Origin of the sequence: Enterobacter sp. AC1, assembly GCF_050434705.1 — a bacterium.
Taxonomy (GTDB): domain Bacteria; phylum Pseudomonadota; class Gammaproteobacteria; order Enterobacterales; family Enterobacteriaceae; genus Enterobacter; species Enterobacter cloacae_L.
The window spans coordinates 703190-723197 of record NZ_JBNDIZ010000001.1 but is presented as its reverse complement, the minus strand read 5'-3'; the positions used below and the strand labels follow the sequence as shown (position 1 = coordinate 723197).

General features: G+C 54.2%; 25 protein-coding genes. 10 read left to right on the top strand and 15 right to left on the bottom strand.

Annotated features, from left to right (window positions below; translation table 11 throughout):
• Positions 1–16 precede the first annotated feature (16 nt).
• Complete coding sequence (locus M2433_RS03385; RefSeq protein WP_429052854.1) at positions 17–499, top strand: glutathione peroxidase; 483 nt, start codon at positions 17–19, stop codon at positions 497–499.
• A 134-nt stretch (positions 500–633) separates the two neighbouring features.
• The gene (locus M2433_RS03380; RefSeq protein WP_429052852.1) at positions 634–954 is read left to right on the top strand and encodes a cupin domain-containing protein; all 321 of its coding nucleotides are present in this window, start codon (positions 634–636) and stop codon (positions 952–954) included.
• A gap of 138 nt (positions 955–1092) precedes the next feature.
• Here the strand turns inward: M2433_RS03380 and M2433_RS03375 are convergent, their stop codons facing one another.
• The 3 genes from M2433_RS03375 to M2433_RS03365 form a co-directional block, all read right to left on the bottom strand.
• Positions 1093–2031, bottom strand: a complete 939-nt coding sequence (locus M2433_RS03375; RefSeq protein WP_429052850.1) for an omptin family outer membrane protease — start codon at positions 2029–2031, stop codon at positions 1093–1095.
• 228 nt (positions 2032–2259) lie between these two features.
• Entirely contained in the window at positions 2260–2697 is a 438-nt protein-coding gene (locus M2433_RS03370; RefSeq protein ID WP_429052848.1) for a VOC family protein, read from the bottom strand.
• Between the two features lie 58 nt (positions 2698–2755).
• Positions 2756–3916 (bottom strand): MFS transporter, encoded by a 1161-nt coding sequence (locus tag M2433_RS03365; protein ID WP_429052846.1) that lies wholly within the window; start codon positions 3914–3916, stop codon positions 2756–2758.
• A gap of 130 nt (positions 3917–4046) precedes the next feature.
• Here M2433_RS03365 and M2433_RS03360 point away from each other — a divergent pair, with 130 nt between their 5' ends.
• A complete protein-coding gene (locus tag M2433_RS03360; RefSeq protein ID WP_429052844.1) occupies positions 4047–4580 on the top strand; it encodes a MarR family winged helix-turn-helix transcriptional regulator in 534 nt (177 codons plus the stop codon).
• 24 nt (positions 4581–4604) lie between these two features.
• Entirely contained in the window at positions 4605–5528 is a 924-nt protein-coding gene (locus M2433_RS03355) for a LysR substrate-binding domain-containing protein (RefSeq protein WP_429052842.1), read from the top strand.
• A gap of 51 nt (positions 5529–5579) precedes the next feature.
• On the opposite strand, the gene M2433_RS03350 is transcribed toward M2433_RS03355, so the two are convergent.
• Complete coding sequence (locus M2433_RS03350; RefSeq protein WP_429052840.1) at positions 5580–6050, bottom strand: hypothetical protein; 471 nt, start codon at positions 6048–6050, stop codon at positions 5580–5582.
• Positions 6051–6354: 304 nt separating this feature from the next.
• Between M2433_RS03350 and M2433_RS03345 the strand changes: the two genes are divergently transcribed.
• A complete protein-coding gene (locus tag M2433_RS03345; protein WP_429052839.1) occupies positions 6355–6831 on the top strand; it encodes a WbuC family cupin fold metalloprotein in 477 nt (158 codons plus the stop codon).
• A 65-nt stretch (positions 6832–6896) separates the two neighbouring features.
• Here the strand turns inward: M2433_RS03345 and M2433_RS03340 are convergent, their stop codons facing one another.
• Positions 6897–7439, bottom strand: a complete 543-nt coding sequence (locus M2433_RS03340) for a cysteine hydrolase family protein (RefSeq protein ID WP_429052837.1) — start codon at positions 7437–7439, stop codon at positions 6897–6899.
• A 453-nt stretch (positions 7440–7892) separates the two neighbouring features.
• Between M2433_RS03340 and M2433_RS03335 the strand changes: the two genes are divergently transcribed.
• The gene (locus tag M2433_RS03335; RefSeq protein ID WP_429052835.1) at positions 7893–8330 is read left to right on the top strand and encodes a GNAT family N-acetyltransferase; all 438 of its coding nucleotides are present in this window, start codon (positions 7893–7895) and stop codon (positions 8328–8330) included.
• A 207-nt stretch (positions 8331–8537) separates the two neighbouring features.
• On the opposite strand, the gene M2433_RS03330 is transcribed toward M2433_RS03335, so the two are convergent.
• The 7 genes from M2433_RS03330 to M2433_RS03300 all read right to left on the bottom strand — a co-directional run bounded on the left by M2433_RS03330 (position 8538) and on the right by M2433_RS03300 (position 15787).
• Positions 8538–9137: an NAD(P)H-dependent oxidoreductase gene (locus M2433_RS03330; protein WP_429052833.1), complete on the bottom strand. Its 600-nt coding sequence runs from the start codon at positions 9135–9137 to the stop codon at positions 8538–8540.
• Positions 9138–9210: 73 nt separating this feature from the next.
• Entirely contained in the window at positions 9211–9804 is a 594-nt protein-coding gene (locus M2433_RS03325; protein WP_429052832.1) for a TetR/AcrR family transcriptional regulator, read from the bottom strand.
• Between the two features lie 34 nt (positions 9805–9838).
• Positions 9839–12928, bottom strand: a complete 3090-nt coding sequence (locus M2433_RS03320) for an efflux RND transporter permease subunit (RefSeq protein WP_429052831.1) — start codon at positions 12926–12928, stop codon at positions 9839–9841.
• Positions 12925–14034, bottom strand: coding sequence for an efflux RND transporter periplasmic adaptor subunit (locus M2433_RS03315; protein WP_429052830.1), 1110 nt, complete (start codon positions 14032–14034; stop codon positions 12925–12927). The genes M2433_RS03320 and M2433_RS03315 overlap by 4 nt, the downstream gene beginning before the upstream one ends.
• A gap of 75 nt (positions 14035–14109) precedes the next feature.
• The gene (locus M2433_RS03310; RefSeq protein ID WP_429052829.1) at positions 14110–14724 is read right to left on the bottom strand and encodes a TetR/AcrR family transcriptional regulator; all 615 of its coding nucleotides are present in this window, start codon (positions 14722–14724) and stop codon (positions 14110–14112) included.
• A gap of 196 nt (positions 14725–14920) precedes the next feature.
• The gene (locus tag M2433_RS03305) at positions 14921–15235 is read right to left on the bottom strand and encodes a PTS sugar transporter subunit IIB (RefSeq protein WP_429052828.1); all 315 of its coding nucleotides are present in this window, start codon (positions 15233–15235) and stop codon (positions 14921–14923) included.
• Positions 15236–15319: 84 nt separating this feature from the next.
• Positions 15320–15787, bottom strand: coding sequence for a DUF1348 family protein (locus tag M2433_RS03300; protein ID WP_429052826.1), 468 nt, complete (start codon positions 15785–15787; stop codon positions 15320–15322).
• Between the two features lie 104 nt (positions 15788–15891).
• Between M2433_RS03300 and M2433_RS03295 the strand changes: the two genes are divergently transcribed.
• Positions 15892–16470 (top strand): TetR/AcrR family transcriptional regulator, encoded by a 579-nt coding sequence (locus M2433_RS03295; RefSeq protein WP_429052825.1) that lies wholly within the window; start codon positions 15892–15894, stop codon positions 16468–16470.
• Between the two features lie 51 nt (positions 16471–16521).
• Here M2433_RS03295 and M2433_RS03290 read toward each other — a convergent pair whose 3' ends face one another.
• The gene (locus M2433_RS03290; RefSeq protein WP_429052824.1) at positions 16522–17301 is read right to left on the bottom strand and encodes an SDR family oxidoreductase; all 780 of its coding nucleotides are present in this window, start codon (positions 17299–17301) and stop codon (positions 16522–16524) included.
• Between the two features lie 90 nt (positions 17302–17391).
• Here M2433_RS03290 and M2433_RS03285 point away from each other — a divergent pair, with 90 nt between their 5' ends.
• The 3 genes from M2433_RS03285 (at position 17392) to M2433_RS03275 (ending at position 18802) form a co-directional block, all read left to right on the top strand.
• Positions 17392–17730, top strand: a complete 339-nt coding sequence (locus M2433_RS03285) for a winged helix-turn-helix transcriptional regulator (RefSeq protein ID WP_429052823.1) — start codon at positions 17392–17394, stop codon at positions 17728–17730.
• A 68-nt stretch (positions 17731–17798) separates the two neighbouring features.
• Positions 17799–18200 (top strand): VOC family protein, encoded by a 402-nt coding sequence (locus M2433_RS03280; RefSeq protein WP_429052822.1) that lies wholly within the window; start codon positions 17799–17801, stop codon positions 18198–18200.
• 89 nt (positions 18201–18289) lie between these two features.
• The gene (locus M2433_RS03275) at positions 18290–18802 is read left to right on the top strand and encodes an N-acetyltransferase family protein (protein ID WP_429052821.1); all 513 of its coding nucleotides are present in this window, start codon (positions 18290–18292) and stop codon (positions 18800–18802) included.
• On the opposite strand, the gene M2433_RS03270 is transcribed toward M2433_RS03275, so the two are convergent.
• A complete protein-coding gene (locus M2433_RS03270) occupies positions 18783–19565 on the bottom strand; it encodes a hypothetical protein (protein ID WP_429052820.1) in 783 nt (260 codons plus the stop codon). The two genes, M2433_RS03275 and M2433_RS03270, sit on opposite strands and share 20 nt — an antisense overlap.
• Before the next feature lies 1 nt (position 19566).
• Complete coding sequence (locus M2433_RS03265; protein ID WP_023335609.1) at positions 19567–19764, bottom strand: hypothetical protein; 198 nt, start codon at positions 19762–19764, stop codon at positions 19567–19569.
• Positions 19765–20008 lie beyond the last annotated feature (244 nt).

Below are 20008 nucleotides of genomic sequence, written 5' to 3'. Positions count from 1 at the left end.
ACAGGTTCTGCATTATATGACTAGCTTTTACCAATTTACAGCGACCAGCCTTGATGGCCGACCAATCTCTATGGCCGACTACGCGGATAAAGTGGTTCTGGTCGTGAATACGGCAAGCCAGTGCGGCTTCACGCCTCAGTACGCCGGGCTTGAAGCGCTATACAAGAAATACGCGGCTCAAGGGCTGGTGGTGCTTGGCTTCCCCTGCAACCAATTCGGTAAGCAGGAACCCGGTGGTGCCGACGACATTTCAAAAACCTGTTACATCAACTACGGCGTCAGTTTCCCGATGTTCGAGAAAGTAGAGGTAAATGGCACCTCAGCGCACCCGCTGTTTCGTTATCTGAAAAACGAACTGCCCGGCGTGCTGGGCGGGCGAGTTAAGTGGAACTTTACGAAGTTCCTGATCGGACGCAACGGGGTACCTCTCAAGCGCTTTGCACCGATGACAAAGCCCGAGAAAATGGAAGCAGCGATTCTGGCTGCCCTGGAAAGCTAAGCGTCTTCGATTGGAGCGGGCCTGATGGCCTTTCTTTAGTCTGTTTTTCGCCTTGTTTTCCCCGATTTGTTATATAGCAAAAGAGAATTTATATGGCATAAATGCTCCATACGAATATCAAAGGGAACGACCGTATGTCGCTTTATGACCTTAAGACTGAAGCCGATGGATTAAATGAGGCCTGGCGCTCTCATGTATTAGGCCGCGTTGGGGAAGCAAATCTCAAAATTTTACGAATGGATGAGCGCTCAGTCACTGAAGAGGTGCATGAGTATGACGAGGGATTACTGGTCATTGACGGACGTCTTGAACTGAGTGTTAACGGCAAAAAAATCTCTGTAAGCTCGGGCGAGCTTTATATAGCCAAAGCGGGCGTGCCTCATACGGTGGAAATCGGCAGCTTTGGCACACTGGTTATCATCGATCTACCCGAAACCGAAATTTCAGACTGCTGACGCAGTGCGATTTGTGAGTTTCGCCCGGTGTGAAATGTAGGCCGGGTAAGCGCAGCGCCACCCGGCAAAAATGTTGATGGCAAGGTTTGTCATCAATCTCAGGCCCCGTAAGGGGCCTGGACTGCTTTAACGCCTGATTTAGAAGCGATATTGCAGACCCGCTGTAATGGTATAGTTGTGGTTAGAAATACCCGCAGCGTCCCCGCCAATAGAGCCGGACTGCCCGGTATTGGTATCAATAATCTGCGTACCGCCTTTACCTTCTTCGTAACTGCTATAGGTAAATTCAGCAAAAACTTTGGCGTGCGGCGTCACGTAATATCCGGCATCAACGGACGCGCCATAATAGCGGGAATCAGAAGTCTTCTCGCGGAAGGTCAGATCGCGCATATAGTGCTCGTCGTTATCATGCGCGCGAACCCAATCACTGAATTTGAACAGGGCGTTAAATTCAAAGTCATTAAAGCGGTACTGTCCTGCAAGGCCAATATACGGCATAGAGAAGCGCTGGCTATAACCAATGCCGCGTTCGCCTGCCGGGAAATTCCCCTGATAGGCGCCGTTGTCGTAATTGTAAGAACCACCGGTCGCCGTCCAGCTGAAGCGGGTTTCCTGATAACCTGCGGTGACGCCTGCTTTATAGTTATCGCCCTGGAAGATCCAGCCTTTTACGTTGAGATCGTATTCATTGGCATAGTTCACATTCGTTGCAGGATGGCTTGAATGGTCTGTCCAGGAGGATTGTTTGGCATTCATCCAGTCATAGTCATCCATGTGACCTGAGCCTGATGCCAGAGAGGTCCAGCCGCGGGCGTTCAGCGTCAAAAATGAGTACGCGTCCCAGGAAATATCGCCTTTCAGAATAGCGACATTTTTTATTTTCCAGTCCAGCTGGCTAACTTTTCTTCCTGTGACTTCGTCATAAACCATCTCGTGGGATTTTCCGCTCAGCATCCCGGCGGAGGCTGAAACCGTGAAGCTTTCCGGTGAAAAATCCGGTGTGGCTTGTGAGGTACCTGCATATACCGCCCCTGAAAACGCGGCCATCATCATTCCCGCAACAATATTTCTTGTCATTTTTATTTCCCTAAAACAAATTAATCAATGAGTTGCAGAGGAATATTAAAAGTCACACAAATAAGAATCAACTGCCAGATTTGGTAAAATTTTATAATTTGACGTAAGGGGCGATATTTAACTTTGGGCCGCCTGAAGGAGGCGGCCGATAATATTTAAATCATTACTGGCTCGATGCAAAATAGCAGTCAGTTGATTCACTGTAACCTTCGCCACAATAAATTCCGTTTACCCGCGCAGCCACGGCGTGATCGTCAGGCCGGTAAGCAGACCCTCCGGGCTGAGCAGGCGAGTAACGGTCTGTCCCCACGGTTCGATGCGGTTGGCCACCAGCAGGCGATAGCCTTTATCGCTCAGAATACGGGTAGCCGAATCAAGTTCCTGCACCTCATATTCAATCCATCCCTGCGGTATCGGGTATTCTGAGGGCCACTGCGTTTCGCCAAAACAGGAGGTTGCCGCCTGCGAGAGCGGCCAGACGGCAAAATGCTTCGCGCCTTGCAACTGGCTCTCTTCAGTGAGCAAATAGTCGGCATTTCCTTCCATCGGCTTCAGCGGCAAACCGAGCGTTTGGACATAAAACGCGGTGCTGGCGTCGGTGCTCTGCGAAATAGGCCCGAAGCCGGCGATAAATAAGACATCAATTCCCGGTAACGTCTGCGACATATCCACTCCTTAATTGGCTGGAAAATTTATAGTAAGGCTCTCAAATCGGGTACCGCATTCACCGCAGCTGCGCTTTCACGACGGGTTTAAACTTCAGCGCGATGACGATCAGCAGGATAACACCCGCACTCATGACCAGCCATGCGCTGGTCAGTGAAACAGCGCTGTCGCGGACGATCCCCGCAATTAACGGCATTAGCGCGGCAATCATATATCCACCTCCCTGAACGTTAGACAATAGCTTCCCGGCCTGCGCGGGCGTGCGGGCGTGATCGAAGGTGACGATGAGCGACAGCGGGAAGAGGGCGCCGATCCCTGTGCCAAGCAGCAGTGTTGATAACACCGGCGTGGTGCCTGGCGCAAAGACCAGACACAGTAATCCCGCCAGCAGCAGCATCAGCACCGTAATCAGCGGAACGCGGCGGTCGGGGAATTTACCAATCAGCGCGGAGACGACAAACCCTGCGACCACCTCGGTTAACGTCAGCCAGGCCAGCATATAGCCGCTGCTGCGTGCGGACCATCCCGCCTGAATATAGAGCGGCGGCAGCCAGGCGAGCACCAGCGTATAGGCTCCCGTCCCGACGCCGAAAAAGAGCAGCAGTAACCCTGTCCGGGAGGAGGACAGCGTAACGGTTTCGTGAGCCGTATTTTCACTTTGCGAACGCGTCACCAGGGCCAGCCACAGCATCAGCGCAAGCAGTGCTAACACGCCTGCCATGGCCAGCGCCGGTTTCAGCGTCAGCCACGAAAACAACGGTTCGGCGCTGGCGGCGGCTAAAGCAGCACCGGCCATAATGCCCGTGCTGAACAGCGACATGACCGTGCTGGCCGTTTGGGCATACTCTTTTTTAATCAGGGCAGGCATTAACGCCTGGATCGTGCCGATGCTGGCCCCGCCCAGTAACGCGGTGCCCATCAGTCCCGCCAGCGAAGCGCTCAAACCGCGTAATAAACAGGCCACCAGCAGGATGAAAAGACCGATCGCGATCCCCCGGACGGCACCGACTCTGACTAACAGCCAGGGGCCGCACAGGGCGGCCAGGCCCATCATCGCGACCGGCAGGGTGGTCAGCAGGCTGAATTGTGTGGCCATCAGCCCCGCTTCGCGCTGGAGCACGGAAAAAAGCGGTCCGACAGATGCCAGAATGGGGCGCAGGTTCAACCCGACGATAAATGCGATAAGGGCGAAGAGTACTGGAGACGCGCGTTTCAACATGGAATCCTTTTCGGTTGTGAATAGCCCAGGCAAATCGCCGCGAGCATTTATCTTAACGTTAAGATAAAATGAATTTTTGTGTAAGATGTACCGCACAACACGATAAATTCCCACGCCATCAGGGGTGAAAATGAAAGACCATGTAGACTTCGTTGTCGACCAGTGGAGCCGCGCCATGCCTGAGCTGGACGCCTCGTCGATGAAAATCTTTGGCCGAATGCTCAGGCTAATGAAGCATCTGGGAAAAAAACGCGCGCAGGCCATGGCGCCGTTTGGCTTTCGCGAGGGCGAATTTGACGTGCTCGCCACGCTGCGTCGCGCCGGAGAGCCGTACTGTCTTTCGCCCACGCAGCTGTATAAATCGCTGCTGATCACCTCCGGGGCGATGACGAACCGGCTTACGCATCTTGAACAACAGGGGCTTATCCGGCGAGTTGCCGATCCCGATGACAAGCGCAGCACCCTCGTAAGCCTGATGCCCCTCGGGCTGGAGCGTATCGAACAGGCGCTGCTCGTTCATACCCAAACGCAAAATGCGCTGCTGCGAAACTTATCTGACGCGCAGCGCGCGCAGCTTGAGTCCCTGCTCAGGGAGTTATTGCTGACGTTCCCGCCCGAGGACGAGGTGGATACGTCACCGGGTACCGATAAAACCACAGCATGAATAAACCTCACTGAAAGGGAAATTATGTCCTTACCTCCACTGTATGCCCTGCGCGCGTTTGAAGTTGCCGCACGGTTGAACTCCTTCAGCAAGGCCGCTGAAGCGCTCAACATCACGCCGGGGGCGGTCAGCAGGCATGTCCGGACGCTTGAAATGTGGTTCGACTGTGAACTCTTTAAACGGCAAGGCCCGAGAGTCGAGGTCAGTGACGCCGGGCGCATTCTGGCCGGGCATCTGAGCGAGAGTTTCACCAGCATCGAGTGGGCCTGCCGTGCATTCAAAAGTGAAAATCACCTTCTGCGCCTTAAGGCGCCCAGCACCCTGACGATGCGATGGCTTCTGAGCGTTCTCAAATCCTTTCGCGAGAACCATGCGAAACCCAAAATCGAAATTGCCAGCGTCTGGATGGACTTCGACACGGTTGACTTCAGCCGCGAGCCATACGATTGCGCGATCCTCCTCGGTAATGGCTATTTTGGCGAAGCAACAGAGAGCCGGCTGCTTTTCAGTGAATGGCTTGTTCCGGTTTGTACCCCGTCCTTGCTTGAGTCCGCCCGGCAGCATCTTCCGCAGTGCGATCTGATTCATCCCTCCCCGGACCGACGTGACTGGCGCCGCTGGCTGAAAAGGACGGGATTATTCCCCGGGCTGGACGTGAGCGGCGGAATCGTGTTCGACACCCTGGAGCAGGGGAGCCTGGCAGCCATGAACGGACACGGCGTCGCGATGGCGGACCTGCGTCTCACGCTGGAAGCCCTGAAAAGTGGCTTGCTTGCATTGCCCTTCAGAGAAGCCATCGCCACGGGAGACGGCTACTATCTTGTCTGGCCGAAAAATTCGCTCCGAACGCGGAGCATTGAACGGCTGCTGAACTGGCTTAACCTTAACTCGCCGGTTGTTCCCGCCCTGGATATCGTCTGTCTTGAATACGATGAAAAACGGCTTTAATAATATCAACGCAGGATATTCCTTGCGGGATGTCCTGCATATTAACTGTATTTACGCGTAGGGGATGTTCGCCATGTTTTTATATCTTTCCGGCAGGGCGCTATTCAGATTGAGCAATTTATCGAGAATATACAGCGCAGGCGTTCCCTTTGCGCGTTCGGCATCGATGAGAGCTGAACGTAACACATTAGCAGCCGAGGTCATTTTACGGAAATACGCCTCTGATTCCGGCGTCTGTACTTCGCCTGACGCGGCGTAACGCACCTGTGGCCAGTCCGCGAAGTCAAGCAGCGGCAGAATCCCGTCATCTTTAGGTAAATGCGCTGCGAGCAGCTCCTCGGCGTTGCCCGGATTGCCCTGAGCGAAAGAGAGCAGATGCAGCCGATGGATAAAGGGTGACAGCGTTTCTGAGCTCTCTTTTTCTGTAGAAAGAATCTTTATTATTTCATGTAAACTTTCACCGGTACTGTTTTTATGTGCCGCGATAGTTTTCGTCACACGGAATAAAACATCGAGTGTCATAGGTGCTCCATACAGGCTTGTTATTCATTATTTTTAGGCGTGATAAATACATCCCAGGGATGTGCGGATGGTATTTCAAGATAAACGTGTTTGAAAAACGATAAATAGTGAGAGTGAGTGTGAGTTTTACTCAACGTTGTGCACGCTGTCGCCGCGAAAAGTGGCGCTTTGGACATCAGCCTCGCGTAATCTCTCACTGCAGCGATTTGTTTCACAAATGCCATGGCTCATCGACTGTTTCAAATGATATAACGTCCTGCGGCAAGCGGGTTGCCGTCAGCTGACCCCATTCATAAAGGTGTATATGAAACAAATTACTTTCAGTGACCTGCAGCAACAGAGCGAGCAGGCCGCAAATTCCCCTCGCTTACGCGCGCATCGTAATTTACATCCTGAGCTGAGCGACCCGGTGCAGCGCCTGGCCATTGCGATGGAGCCCGGTACCTATGTTCGTCCCCATCGCCACCCGCACACGTTTGAACTGCTGACCGCGCTCAGCGGTCGCTTTCTGGTGCTGAATTTTGATGACAGCGGTACCGTTACCCAACGTGTGGTGCTCGGTGAAGAGTGCAAGGTGCTGGAGATGGAGGCAGGGACCTGGCATGCCGTGCTGTCGCTGGATAAAGGCGGCGTTATTTTCGAGGTAAAACACGGCGGTTATCAGCCCGTGGCTGAGCACGATACCGCTTCATGGTCACCGGCTGAGAACGCGCCCGGTTGCGCGGAGCTGATGAAATGGTACGCCCAGGCACAGGTGGGTGACGGTGGTTTTACCCTGTAATTGTGTTCTCATGTGCCCGGCGCGCGGAAAGGCGAGCCGGGCAAGATAGACAAGATCCTGCTGACTCAACTGACCGTATTAAAATGCCAGTCGCTGGCAGTCGACAGCGTCACGAATGGACCTGCCAGCGTGCTGTTGTGATGAGTAATGATGTCATTGGCAGATAAATATTCATTATCCATTGTGGTATGCGCATCTGAAATCAATACCGTCCTGAAACCCAGTTCCGGTGCAATCCGACAAGTGGTATCGACACAAAACTCTGTCTTCATCCCGGCAATGACCAGCTGTTTGATGCCTCTCTGATTAAGTTCACGCTGCAATACGGTATCCCGAAAACAGCTGGGATAGCGCTTTGTGAAAATAACATCCTGCTCCTTCACGTCCAGCCCGGGTATCAGCTGCGTTAAGGGGCCTTTCTCTGAGAAGGGTGAGTCGTCTGGTCCGATATGGCGGGCAAAAAAGACGGGCACCTGCGCGTGACGCGCGTTGGCTATTAACAAACGGATATTTGCCAGAACGGTATCGGCGGAACAGGGGGAAACCGGGCCATTGAACAGTCCCTGCTGCATGTCGATAACTAAGAGAGCATTGTCAGATGAAACCATTTTCTTTCTCCATTCAGAGAGTGGTGAACGGAGAGATGTTTCCCCGTCCAGGCTGGCGGGGAGTGAGGTTCTGTCTGTCAGTCGTTCGCTACAGACACGCCCACGCCGCCGAAGGTGTCGGTGGTGGTGAGGGTGGTTGTTGGCTGAACTGACTTAACCATGTAATGACCTCTGTTTATTTCGCTGTTAACGCAACTATCGTGTCCAGTTATAGCCCTGGTGAGAGATTCTCTTCAATACACCAACATCAGTAGGTGCAACGTGTTATTGCAAATTTAAAATGTCACATTTTCTTCTTTAGAGAACTGTCTTCAACTTTTTATTATGATGGTCAAGGATAAAAAGGGAGTTCCGTAACACAATGAAAAAACAGTTTATTGCGATTAAATTTCAGAAAGCCTACTTCGGTCCCTGACAACTATTGCAGTTGGCTACTACGGAGAAGATGAGATCATGTGCGTACGTTCAGCTAGTATTGATGACTATGAGGCGCTTTGCGCCATCGACTCAGTTGCCGCAGAGAGCATGGCGCGACGTGACCAAATTCGTTACTGGCTCGGGTCGGCGTGCTGTTGTGTTGCAGAGGTAAATAATCGGGTGGTCGCTTACGGCGTACTAACGCGCCATTTCTTTGACCAGCCTTTTATTGAGATGGTGATGGTAGGCGTAGAATATCGTAACCAGGGGTTAGGCACAGCAATTATTAGACATTTCGAGTCAGCTTTCACCGACTCGAAATTGTTCGGTTCCACCAACATGTCGAACAGGCAGATGCAGGAGTTGTTTGTCAGGTTGGGCTTCAGACCAAGCGGTTACATAGACAACCTTGATGAAGGTGATCCTGAAATCATTTTCTACCGCCCTGCCACCTGCATTCGTAGTGCTAAATGAAGACCGTGATGTCTGCTCTATTCTATCAGAATGGCTCTGAATTCTTCCGGATTGGCTAATACGGGGTTGATGGCTCCCAGTGCATCAGAGCCAGTACATGAAGTTTAAAGGAGTCAGGCAGACAATGGACAATGATTGCCGGGCTTTCCCCTGTGGCTGTGAGCCAGTGCTGCTGCGCCCGGATGATATGAAGTTCACTGGCTGATATTATTTAATATTGCCGAGGCTTTGCAGGAAATCCTCAACCTGCTCAGGCGTCGCCGTGTCTGCCTGATAGAGTATATCGAGCTTAACGTTCTTCAACCCGCAGAAGCCGAATACCCCTTCGACGATCTGCGTCTGTATCGCCGTCGAATAGCCGTGTTTATCAAATCCGGTGAGATCGCTCCCGCCAGTGGCTATCAGGCGGACGGGAACATCCCGTAAGTTGCCCACAATCCGGCCGTCGTCGGCCATTTTATACGCCCAGTTCAGGGTCAATACGCGGTCGAACCAGCCTTTCAATAGCGCGGGAACCGACCACCAGTACACCGGGAAGACAAACACCAGCATATCCGCGCGCTCGACACGCTGCTGCTCGCGCAGGATATCGTCGGGGAGGGCGCCGGGATCGCCGTGATACAAGTCAAGATCGGCGCGAGACATGGCCGGATTAAACCCTTCTGCTTGAAGATCGGCCATCTCAACCTGCATACCTTCCGCGCGTAATTTTCCGGCAATGCGGGCGGCCAGTGAATGGGATAACGAATTGTCGACAGGGTGAGCCGTCACGATCAGCGCATTCTTGATGACGTTTGTAGCAGACATAGCAACCTCAACAGGGAGTGAATTGACACCTATATTACTATTGGTAACTTAAGTGTCAATCCGCCTGCTACGATCATTTTGTGCTATTCGCGTAGGTTTCCAGCACGCCGGACATGGCGCCGCTGAGCATATCTTCCGCCACATTTCGGGCGAGCACGCCGTTACCCGCGGCGGTACTGAGCGCGTCTGCGGCACCAATGATGGCCGTCAGCACCGCTTCCCCCTGGACACCTTTCAGCACGATAAATGGAGAAAGCGCGGCGCGCAGGCAGTCGGCACACTCGGCCACGCACGCCTCCCGGAACGTCTGCAGCGCGTGGGAACCGGACAGCGCCGCGGCGATTGGCCCGGTTTCCGGCCCGGCGGAAATCGCGCAATCAATATAGGCAGCGCTGAAAAAGCGGATCGTCTTTTCCAGCGTTTTGCTGTCTACCGCCAGCGTCTCACGGAATTTCGCCAGCTGCCGATCGCTATAATCCTGGTACAGCGCCATCAGCAGCCCTTCGCGATCGCCAAAGTGGTCGTAGGGTATAGGCTTTGTCACGTTGGCCCGTTCAGCCAGATAGCCCAGCGTCAGTGCCTCCGTGCCTTGCTGGCGGACAATTCCACGCGCAACCTCCAGCAGCTGCACGCGGCGGTCCTCTTTTCTTAAGCGCTTAACAACCATGCTTTCCTCAATATAGTTATCTACTGATGGTAGTTTACACGTTTTCCGTGGTGGGCTGCACGCGTTGTTCCACAGGGCGGATCCGGAACCAGATCGCATACATCGCAGGCAGGAAGACGAGCGTTATTATCGTTCCGCCCAGCGTTCCGCCGATCAGCGTCCAGGCCAGGGTGCCCCAGAATACGGAATGCGTCAGGGGAATGAACGCCAGCACGGCGGCCATGGCGGTGAGTAATACCGGGCGCGCACGCTGGACCGTCGCCTCGACGACCGCCTGGAACGGATCGAGGCCGTACTTTTGGTTATGATCGATTTGCCCGATCAGAATCAGCGTATTGCGCATAAGAATACCTGAGAGGGCGATAAGGCCCACCAGGGCGTTGATGCCGAACGGCTGATTAAATATGAGCAGGGTCGGCACCACGCCAATCAGCCCTAGCGGAGCGGTAAGGAACACCATTACCATCGCCGAAAGAGAACGCACCTGCAAAATGATGATCAGCAGCGTCAGGGCAATCATGATCGGGAACAGCGGCAACATGGCCTGTGTGGCTTTGCCCGATTCTTCAATCGACCCCGCCATGTCGATGCGGTAGCCGGCCGGCAGCGCATCAACAATCGGCTGGAGCTGTTTCATGATGGCGGTCGACACGTCCGGCGGCTGAAGGTTATCGGCGATATCGCCCCGCACGGTAATCGTGGGGGTGCGATCGCGACGGCGCAGAAGCGGGTCTTCCATGCCGATCTCAATTTTGCCGATCTGTGACAGCGGAACGCGCTGCCCCGCATTACCCACGAGGGTGAAGCCCTCGATTTTTGCCGGATCGAGACGGATATCGCCCGCCGCGCGGCCCACCACCTCTACCGAACGAATATCTTCCCGCACGGCGGTAATCGGCACGCCCGATAACAGAAACTGGAGCTGCTGGGCGACGGTGCTGGAGGTTAAGCCGGTGGCCTGCAGGCGGTTCTGATCGAGGGTGAAATGTAAAACGGGCACCCGCGATCCCCAGTCGGTGTTGACGGTTCGCATCATCGGGCTTGCCTGGAGCACGGCTTTTACCTTATCAGCGATGCCGCGCACGGTATTGACGTCCGGCCCCGATACGCGCCAGGCAACCGGGAAGGGAGAGTAGGGGCCGAATACCAGCTGCGTCACCCGCACGCGCGCTTCGGGCGCAAGGCCGCTGGCGACGGCCTCTCTGAGCCTGAACTTCAGCGCCTCGCGAGACGTCTCGCTGTCCGTCAGGATCACGATTTTTGCAAATGAAGGGTCCGGCAGTTCGGGGGCCATCGCCAGATAAAAACGGGGTGAACCCTGACCAATATAGGCGGTAACGATTTTGGCTTCCGGCTGCTTGCTCAGCCAGTCTTCTATTTTTGCGCTGGCGGCGCTGGTCTGGGCAATCGAAGTGCCGTAGGGCATCTGCACCTCAACCAGCACTTCCGGGCGATCGGAGGTCGGGAAAAATTGTTTTTTCACCATCCCCATGCCGAGCACGGCCAGGATGAATATGGCGACCACAGCGCCGGCGACCCGCCATTTTCGGGCGATAACGCGGCCAAGCAGCTGGCGAAAACGGTTGTACCGGGGCGTGTTATAGATGGCGGCATGGCCACCCTGCACTTTTGGGATATTCGGCAGGATCTTCACACCCAGATAAGGGGTGAACACCACGGCGACAAACCATGACGCAATCAGGGCGAGACCGACAATCCAGAACATATTGCTGGTGTACTCCCCGGCGGTCGACTGGGCAAAACCATTCGGCATAAAGCCAATGGCCGTCACCAGAGTACCCGCCAGCATGGGCGCGGCGGTATGGCTCCAGGCGTAGGCTGAGGCTTTGATTCTGTCGTAACCTTCCTCCATCTTCACCACCATCATTTCGATGGCGATAATGGCATCATCAACCAGCAGGCCGAGGGCGAGGATCAGGGAGCCCAGCGTGACGCGGTCAAAGTTAATTCCCGCGGCCTCCATTACCACGAAGACGACCGCCAGCGTCAGCGGGACCGCCGCCGCGACCACCACGCCCACGCGCCAGCCCATGCTGACAAAGCAGACCACCATCACCACGAGCAGGGCGACGAAGAATTTGATCATAAACTCATCAACCGACGAGCGGATATTCACGGACTGATCGGTGACTTTGGTCAGGGTCATGCCGAGAGGCAGGGCATCATTAATTTTTGCCGTTTCCGCATCCAGCGCTTTACCCAGCGACAGGCCGTTCCAGCCTTCACGCATCACGATACCCAGCAGAAGGGCGGGCTCGTGCTGATTGCGTATCAGCATTGTCGGGGGATCTTCGTAGCCGCGTTCAACCGTTGCCACATCGGAGAGCTTGAGCGTCTTCCCCTGAGCAACAAATGGCGTATCGCGGATCTTCTGTAGTTCATCGAAAGCGCCGTCCAGGCGGATGAATATCTGCGCGCCCCGGGTCTCAATGGCGCCCGCAGCGGTTAACGCGTTCTGGCTGTTAAGCGCATTGAAAATATCCTGCTGCGAGAGCCCCATCGTCGCCAGACGATCGTGCGAGAAGGAGATATAAATCCGTTCGGCCTGTTCGCCGATAATGTTCACTTTTTTCACCCCAGGCACGTGCAGAAGCTGCTGGCGCAGGCCTTCGGCATCGCGTACCAGCTGCCGCTGGGGCTCGCCTTTCGCCTTTAAGGCAAAAAGTGCAAAGGTAACATCCGCGAATTCGTCATTCATCATCGGGCCGATGACGCCTGCCGGAAGACGCATGGACTCGTCTCCAAGCTTCTTGCGCGCCTGGTAGAACTCGTCCTGCACCTCAGCGGGCGGCGTTTTATCCTGCAATGACAGGGTGATAAAGGCCATGCCGGGGCGGGTATAGGTTTCCGTCCGGTCATACCATTTGAGTTCCTGCAGGCGCTTCTCCAGCGGTTCGGCAACCTGATCCTGAATTTCCTGCGCGGTGGCACCCGGCCAGACGGTAATCACCGTCATCTGCTTAACGGTGAAGGGCGGATCTTCCGCGCGTCCAAGCCCAAAAAAGGCGTAAATACCGGCAATCGTCACGAGAACGATCAGAAACAGCGTGACTGAACGCTCGCGAACGGCAAGTGCTGACAGGTTAAAGCGGCTTCCGCTCATGGCGTGTTCTCCGCGCGGGCGGCATCGCGTTGTACGGCAAGCCTGACGACTTCACCCTCGTGCAGAAGATGCGCGCCTAGCGCAACGATCTTCTCGCCGGGCTTCACGCCGCCCGTGACCTGCGCCGCCGCTTCACCCACGCTCAGCACGTTGACAGGCGTCCAGGCGACCTTAGCCGGCGGAGCGGAAATGCGCCAGACGCCGGGGCCTTTGCCCGCATCGTAGAGCGAGGCCAGGGGGACCTGCATGACCTGGCCTTGCGCTTTCGCGTCTGCAATATTCAGCGTGACGGTCGCCCCCAGCGGCGCGTTGGCCAGCGCGCCTTCCAGGACGTATCGTGCTTCAAAGGTGCGGGTAGCGGCGTCGGCTGAATCAGAGAGCTGGCGCAGCGTTGCGGTGACCGGGTGCTTTTCATTGCCATACAGCGTGGCCTGCGCCGTGCTGCCGACGGCAGGGCGCAAGGTCTCCGGGAACTGCACAAGCGCTTCGCGCTGTCCCGATCTGGCGAGCCGGATCACCACCTGACCGGCGCTGACGACCTGGCCCGGCTCGGCGAGCGTTTCCATCACCACGCCGTCTGAATCCGCCAGCAGTACGGCGTAGCCCGTGGCGTTTTGCGCCACGTTAGCCTGCGCGCGGGCCGCGCTGAGCTCGGCCCTGGCCGTATCGGCCGCGGCTTTGATCTGGTCATACTCCGAAGCAGACACGGCGCCGGATGCCACAAGGCCGCGATAGCGCGCCTCATCGCTGGACGCTTTTCGCTCACGCGCCCGGGCGGCATCCACCGCGCGCTGCTGCGCCTGGGCCTGTAATTTGAGATCAACCGGATCGAGGCGCAGCAACGGCTGGCCCTGTCTGACGGTCTGCCCGGTATCCACCAGGCGTTCGAGGATTTTTCCCTGAACCCTGAAGCCTAAATCGCTTTGCGTTCTGGCGACCACCACCCCCGTAAAGGCGCGGGCGGTATTGTTCGCAAGCTCGACGGAGGCGGATCTGACGAGCGGTGGCTGAGTGCGCGGATCGTCACTCGCGGAATTATCGCCGCACGCCACCAGGGCAAACGGCAGGAGACAAACGGCAACGCGGGCTGAAGTGAGCCTGAGCATGGGGAAACCTTATCGACGTAACAGGACGGTATCCGCATTCTCTGACTAGTGACCAATAAAGTCAATGGTCACAAATCAGGGGGCCAGGCTTCTTAAAATCAGCGAAGAGAGCAGCACCGCCGCAGCGGGGGCCGTTTCGAGGTTGTACTGCAGCTGTACGGGATTAATGTAAGGGCACATCACCATGTGGATGGCCTGGGTGACCTCATCCAGCGGCGTTTTTCTCTCGAACTCACCGGCCTGCCTGCCTTCGATAATGATGCTCTCAATCAGCTTCATCAGGCTTTCTGCATACCGTTCAGTCGACGGCCACTGCTCGCGTGCGGCAACGGCGGCAATGTCGTAAAGCTTACGATCGTGGAAAAACAGCTCGCTGCCTGCCTCGGTGAGCGCTTTGAAAAGACGGCGTAATTTTTCGCTTGCTGACGCTGCACCCTCGAGGGCGGAAAGCACTGCCGCCATGATCAGCTCCAGGCGGTTAGCGCAGATCACTTCACCAATAGCCTGTTTGGAATCGAAAAACTTATAAATGTAGGACTTTGAAAAACCGATGGATTTAGCCAGTTCGGCCACGGTGGTTTTTTCATAGCCATAGTGACCGAAGTGCACAAAAGCCGCTTCGACGATTTGCTCTCTGACGGAGTGGTCAAGGGGACCACGCGTTGATGGGGCGTTCATATTTTTAGTCATTATTTAAGCTTAGCGTGACGGGCTACGATTGACAACGAGTGACCATTTCGTATTTTGGTTACATTCGTTTTCGCCGTGAGCCGTTCAGACGGGACGATCAACCAGGTGGGGTAAGTGTATCACTGTTTTTCGCGCACTATGGCATCTATCTGTCAGCGGGGGCGAGGAGGCCGCAACAGCGATGCGGCCTTGTCTGTCAGGCAGCCAGTTCAGGCATTTGCTCCTTCACGAAATTCAACACTTTCCTCGCGTCCAGAGACGCGTAAGGCAGACTCTCAATGATGGCGATTGAACGCGTATTGCCCACCGTTTCGTGTATCTCATCGAGTTTGTACTGAATGTGCGGCGCGATAAGAAAACCGTCGAAAGCGGGGGCGACGCTGGCGAAGTTATCCAGGCCAACGGCGCTAATCATCAGTGGAGAGCCTTCTTGTTCTGCCAGGGACTGCATTTTTTTGGCAAGAGCGTTTGCGGTATTACCGAACAAACAACATATCAGAAGCTTTTTCATATTTTGTTCCTCCTGAAAACCGCTCATAGGGTAGTCCTGAGGTTGTCACCGAAATGCGCGCTATCTCTTATTTTGGTGACAAAACTATAACCCCAGATCGCTCAGTGAGGGGTGATCGTCCGGGCGTCTGCCCAGCGGCCAGTGGAACAGTCGCTCAGCGGCTTTTATCGGCATATCGTTTACGCAGGCAAAACGGCGCTTCATCAGTCCGCCCGGTTCAAACTCCCAGTTTTCATTGCCGTACGAGCGGAACCAGTTGCCGGAATCATCATGCCATTCATAGGCATAGCGAACGGCGATGCGGTTATCCGTAAACGCCCAGAGCTCTTTAATCAGCCGATAATCCAGCTCTTTTTTCCATTTCCGCTCCAGAAACGCCTGCGCCTCTTCACGGTTGGTGGCGAACTCCGCGCGGTTGCGCCATTGGGTATCCAGCGTATAGGCCAGCGCGACCTTCGCCGGGTCGCGGCTATTCCAGCCGTCTTCTGCCAGTCTGACTTTTTCGATGGCGCTTTCACGCGTGAAGGGCGGTAAAGGAGGACGTGCGTTCATTGCGATTACCTCTGTCTGTTATTATGTAGACAGGTCTGTCTACTTGCGTTAATCTATGCCTGAAAAATAACGCTGTCAACACTCCTTTTAGAGGCTACCCAAAAGTGAATACACCCGTCGTGAGCAACGAAAAAAAAATCAGCGTCAGGGACAAAATATTACATACGGCGCACGATCTGTTTTATTCCACGGGTTTCAAAGCCACGGGGGTAGATACGCTGATTAAAGAGGCGAAAGTGACGAAGGTGACGTTTTATCGCCATTTCCCGAGTAAAAGTTTACTTATCCTTGCCTATTTACAGTATCGGCATGAAATATGGATTAACTGGTTTGAAACCACGCTGCGTCGACATCTCGACGCAGGCCTGACGGCGTCTGATGCATTATCTTCCACCCTTCACGAATGGTTTGTTTCGCCCGAGTTTCACGGCTGCGCGTTTATTAACGCCAGCGCAGAGGCGAAATCCGAAGATATTGAAAGTGAAATTAAAGAGATATGCCGCAACCATAAAGCAGAAACAAACAAAAAAATCGGCATACTTACCGGTATAACGGATGAACAGATCTGTAATGACATCATGATGCTTGTTGACGGGGCGATTATTCATGCACAAATGGGAATGGATTCAGACATGGTAATACACGCGTTAAAAACAGGCTTAGAAAAACTGACGGGTCAGTGATCTTCCCCTGTGCTTAATCAGCCCTTATCCCGAGCCGATTAAGCACGCGCGTTACACTGTCGGGATGGTACCGCCGTCGATTACAAATTCAGTGCCGGTAATACTCGCAGCATGAGATGACGCGAGGAAGACGATGAGGTTAGCCACTTCAATCGGTTTGGCAGGGCGTCCGAGCGGTATTCCACCCAACGATTTCATAATGATCTGCTTACCGCCTTCGTAGTCTGTTCCTGCCTGGGTTGCTAGCCTCTCAGCGAGCGCCACCGCAGCTTCGGTTTCGATCCAGCCGGGTGCAACGCGCACTACCCGAACACCCTTCGGCGAGACTTCCTTTGAAAGACTTTTACTATAGGTTGAGAGGGCTGCTTTAGCCGCCGCATAACCCGTTGTCGATTCCGGTAACGGCAATTCACGCTGAATAGACGTCACGTGAATAATCACCCCATTTCCCTGCGCGAGCATTCCTGGAAGCAGGGCGCGATCTAAGCGTACGGCAGGCAACAAATTGAGGTTGAGCTCTTGCTGCCACGCTTCTTCGCCAAGCGCAGCAAAACCGCCACCAGGCGAGGTTGAACCGCCTGCAACATGGATAATCACGTCGGCCCCTCCCATCTGTTCCTGAATTGCTGATGCAACTGAGGCGCATCCCGCGACCGTAGTAAGGTCAGCGGCTATGAAAGCGTCTGCGATATTTTGATCGGGTTCGTGGCGCGCCGTGGTGAATACCGTTGCACCGAGTTGTTTTAAAAGCCCGACGACTGCTTTTCCGAGCCCCTTTGTGCCAGCGGTAACAAGCACGCGTTTACCTGTGAAATCAATAATTAATGACATGACCTATAACTCCCATTATTTACAGTACAGGTATATTCAACATAGACTGATTAATTTACTAGTACGCACGAAAAAGTGAGTTACTAAATTATGAGTAAGTTATATAGTCCTGAATCTGCTGCAAGCGGCGTGGAACAAGTATTACGGCTGCTGGAAGGCCGCTGGAAATTAATCATTCTTTTTCATCTTTTCGACGGGAAAGTGCAGCGCTACTCTGATTTCGAAAAACTGATCCCCGATATTTCCCAGAAGATGCTGGCGCAGCAACTTCGACAACTTGAGTCCGACGGTATCGTTTCTCGGATGGTCTACCCTCAGGTGCCGCCGAAAGTGGAATATCGCCTCACCGAATGGGGGCAGGCACTGTGCCCGGCGCTTGATGCCATGCTGAAATGGGCAGAAAAACGCGAGGCTTACGCTAGCCAGTAAACCCTGCGCCCACTACGTATCAGTGGGATAACACTGCCGTGAATCATTTATGCAAAGGAAATGAAAAAATGCGAACACAGAAACGATGCCTGGGGCATGTGGCTATTGTGGTTGATGACTACGATCGTGCCATTGAATACTACACCGACAAGCTGGGGTTTACCCTCGTAGAGGATACGCCACAACCGGGTAAACGTTGGGTCGTCGTCACCCCCAACCCGGAAAGTGATTGCAACATTCTGCTGGCTCGTGCCTCTAACGAGAGGCAGGAAAGCTTTATCGGTAATCAATGCGGTGGCAGGGTTTTCCTGTTCCTTCAGACGGATGATTTTTGGCGCGATTACCACGCAATGAAAGAGAAAGGCGTTCATTTCTGCGAAGAACCTCGTGAGGAAGAGTACGGTACGGTGGTGGTGTTTGAAGATATTTACGGCAACCGCTGGGACCTCTATCAAAATGCCCAACGCTGAAGATCACCCATAACATGTTAGTGGCTTATCGCGCTGTACCGCATGTAAAGCGGATCGGCGAGGTTTGGTTTGTTTGCAAGGAGACACCCATGACGTTTCGTATTCGACAGGCCACCGGGGCCGATTCTGCGCTCTTAAGCGAGCTGGGATACCGCATTTACCCCGCCCATTTTCAGCATCTGTGGGTGTCAGACGCCGAGATGAAGGCCTTTCTGGACGGCGAGTACGCCGTTTCTGTAATTGAACAGAGCCTGAAAGAGCAGAATGTGATCTGGTATGTTGCCGAGACCGATCGGCCAGTGGGATTCATGAAAGTGACCTGGGAGGCCCTGGTTCCAGAAACGGACAAGCAGGGCGTGCTCCTCAACAAGCTCTACCTTGACCCTGCTGAAACCGGCAAAAACGTTGGGCAGGTCATGTTCAATGAAATCATCGACGCGGCCCGAAGCAAGGGGAAAACCTATCTCTGGCTTGAGGTGCTTGAGCAGAATGCCGGCGCGTACCGGTTCTACCAAAAGCAGGGCATGCTCTGCCTGAAGGACGTTGTTTTCGAAACCGCTTCTCAGCAGAGCATTCTCAGAATTATGGGGATGCCTCTTTAGAAAGCGCGTCCTGCTGTGCCAGCGACAGCGCGCTGGCGCTGGCGGGATCGAACAATGAGAGGCTCTCAATCTGATTGAGTAAAATGACCTTGCGAAATGACATTGCGCTGCGGGGCTCTGAGTCGAGCGTAATGTCGTGCTCCGCATACCACCTGCTGTAATTATTCTCGATGCGCAGGTTCATCGTTTTCTCGTCCCTGTACCCGCTTAACATCGGGATCAGCACAATATTCGCCGTTTTTTCATATTCCAGCGTCGCGGTGTGGATCATGCCGATGTAAATCCGCCTCGACCGGAGCGTGACCTGCGCCAGCTCGCCTTGTTCCATACACTGGTACAGCAGCTGCTCTATCCCGCTCGACTGGGCAAGGCGTTTGTAGAGCTTTTTCCGGCTTTCACCGTCCAGCCTGGCGCTGCCCGCCCAGTTAGAGCGGTAGAGGCAAAACAGGATAGCAAACGCCAGCATAACCACCACCGGCGCCTGAATGCCTAAAAAACTCCAGTTCATAAAGTCGATTTGCCAGTCGGTATATTTCGGTGACGCAAAGTGGAAAGCGTTGTTGGCGGCGGAAAGGGCAAGCAGCAGCAGCCAGAGCAGCCCCGTGGCAATCACGCCCTGCAGAACAAAAATACAGCCATACAGCGCAACCAGAAAATAGACGTCCCAGCCGAAGGATCGCTTGATTTTAAAGCGGGTCGACAGGTCGCGGCTGGTGTACCAGTATCCGCATACCATCAACACCATAAATATCGCCGTTCCCATATCAGGCCCTCTTCAGCGTATCGACGTGACGCAGAAAATCCTGCCGCACCTCGTTGCTTTTGTAGTTCACCGAGGCGTTCCCGTCCTGGTCGATGATGATGCGATCGCCATCTTCAACGGCTTCAATAATTTCCTGCTGGCTCATTACCTGCAATAAGGATTCCGGGCTGGAGAATAGGGAGAGAAAGAAACGTTTCATGTCAGGCATCCTTATGAATTAAAAAGAATAAGCCTGGAAGATGCCCGGCGAGTTTGCCTTAAGGATAACCTGAAAGTTAAAGCCGGGTAGCGGCTATGTCTTATCCGGCCTGCAAAACCCTCTCTTTTATCTCGCCTCAAACTATTGATATATCAACAAAATAAAAAATAGATTGCCACAAACTTGGACAAATAACGTTAATTGTGTAAGTTTTAATTATGCGATAACGCCACGTTGTTTACAG

What these genes read in the sequence shown, in the direction of transcription:
- M2433_RS03385 (WP_429052854.1), top strand. Translation starts at nt 17, where the DNA reads ATGACTAGCTTTTACCAATTTACAGCGACCAGCCTTGATGGCCGACCA.
- M2433_RS03380 (WP_429052852.1), top strand. Translation starts at nt 634, where the DNA reads ATGTCGCTTTATGACCTTAAGACTGAAGCCGATGGATTAAATGAGGCC.
- M2433_RS03375 (WP_429052850.1), bottom strand. Translation starts at nt 2,031, where the DNA reads ATGACAAGAAATATTGTTGCGGGAATGATGATGGCCGCGTTTTCAGGG.
- M2433_RS03370 (WP_429052848.1), bottom strand. Translation starts at nt 2,697, where the DNA reads ATGTCGCAGACGTTACCGGGAATTGATGTCTTATTTATCGCCGGCTTC.
- M2433_RS03365 (WP_429052846.1), bottom strand. Translation starts at nt 3,916, where the DNA reads ATGTTGAAACGCGCGTCTCCAGTACTCTTCGCCCTTATCGCATTTATC.
- M2433_RS03360 (WP_429052844.1), top strand. Translation starts at nt 4,047, where the DNA reads ATGAAAGACCATGTAGACTTCGTTGTCGACCAGTGGAGCCGCGCCATG.
- M2433_RS03355 (WP_429052842.1), top strand. Translation starts at nt 4,605, where the DNA reads ATGTCCTTACCTCCACTGTATGCCCTGCGCGCGTTTGAAGTTGCCGCA.
- M2433_RS03350 (WP_429052840.1), bottom strand. Translation starts at nt 6,050, where the DNA reads ATGACACTCGATGTTTTATTCCGTGTGACGAAAACTATCGCGGCACAT.
- M2433_RS03345 (WP_429052839.1), top strand. Translation starts at nt 6,355, where the DNA reads ATGAAACAAATTACTTTCAGTGACCTGCAGCAACAGAGCGAGCAGGCC.
- M2433_RS03340 (WP_429052837.1), bottom strand. Translation starts at nt 7,439, where the DNA reads ATGGTTTCATCTGACAATGCTCTCTTAGTTATCGACATGCAGCAGGGA.
- M2433_RS03335 (WP_429052835.1), top strand. Translation starts at nt 7,893, where the DNA reads ATGTGCGTACGTTCAGCTAGTATTGATGACTATGAGGCGCTTTGCGCC.
- M2433_RS03330 (WP_429052833.1), bottom strand. Translation starts at nt 9,137, where the DNA reads ATGTCTGCTACAAACGTCATCAAGAATGCGCTGATCGTGACGGCTCAC.
- M2433_RS03325 (WP_429052832.1), bottom strand. Translation starts at nt 9,804, where the DNA reads ATGGTTGTTAAGCGCTTAAGAAAAGAGGACCGCCGCGTGCAGCTGCTG.
- M2433_RS03320 (WP_429052831.1), bottom strand. Translation starts at nt 12,928, where the DNA reads ATGAGCGGAAGCCGCTTTAACCTGTCAGCACTTGCCGTTCGCGAGCGT.
- M2433_RS03315 (WP_429052830.1), bottom strand. Translation starts at nt 14,034, where the DNA reads ATGCTCAGGCTCACTTCAGCCCGCGTTGCCGTTTGTCTCCTGCCGTTT.
- M2433_RS03310 (WP_429052829.1), bottom strand. Translation starts at nt 14,724, where the DNA reads ATGACTAAAAATATGAACGCCCCATCAACGCGTGGTCCCCTTGACCAC.
- M2433_RS03305 (WP_429052828.1), bottom strand. Translation starts at nt 15,235, where the DNA reads ATGAAAAAGCTTCTGATATGTTGTTTGTTCGGTAATACCGCAAACGCT.
- M2433_RS03300 (WP_429052826.1), bottom strand. Translation starts at nt 15,787, where the DNA reads ATGAACGCACGTCCTCCTTTACCGCCCTTCACGCGTGAAAGCGCCATC.
- M2433_RS03290 (WP_429052824.1), bottom strand. Translation starts at nt 17,301, where the DNA reads ATGTCATTAATTATTGATTTCACAGGTAAACGCGTGCTTGTTACCGCT.
- M2433_RS03285 (WP_429052823.1), top strand. Translation starts at nt 17,392, where the DNA reads ATGAGTAAGTTATATAGTCCTGAATCTGCTGCAAGCGGCGTGGAACAA.
- M2433_RS03280 (WP_429052822.1), top strand. Translation starts at nt 17,799, where the DNA reads ATGCGAACACAGAAACGATGCCTGGGGCATGTGGCTATTGTGGTTGAT.
- M2433_RS03275 (WP_429052821.1), top strand. Translation starts at nt 18,290, where the DNA reads ATGACGTTTCGTATTCGACAGGCCACCGGGGCCGATTCTGCGCTCTTA.
- M2433_RS03270 (WP_429052820.1), bottom strand. Translation starts at nt 19,565, where the DNA reads ATGGGAACGGCGATATTTATGGTGTTGATGGTATGCGGATACTGGTAC.
- M2433_RS03265 (WP_023335609.1), bottom strand. Translation starts at nt 19,764, where the DNA reads ATGAAACGTTTCTTTCTCTCCCTATTCTCCAGCCCGGAATCCTTATTG.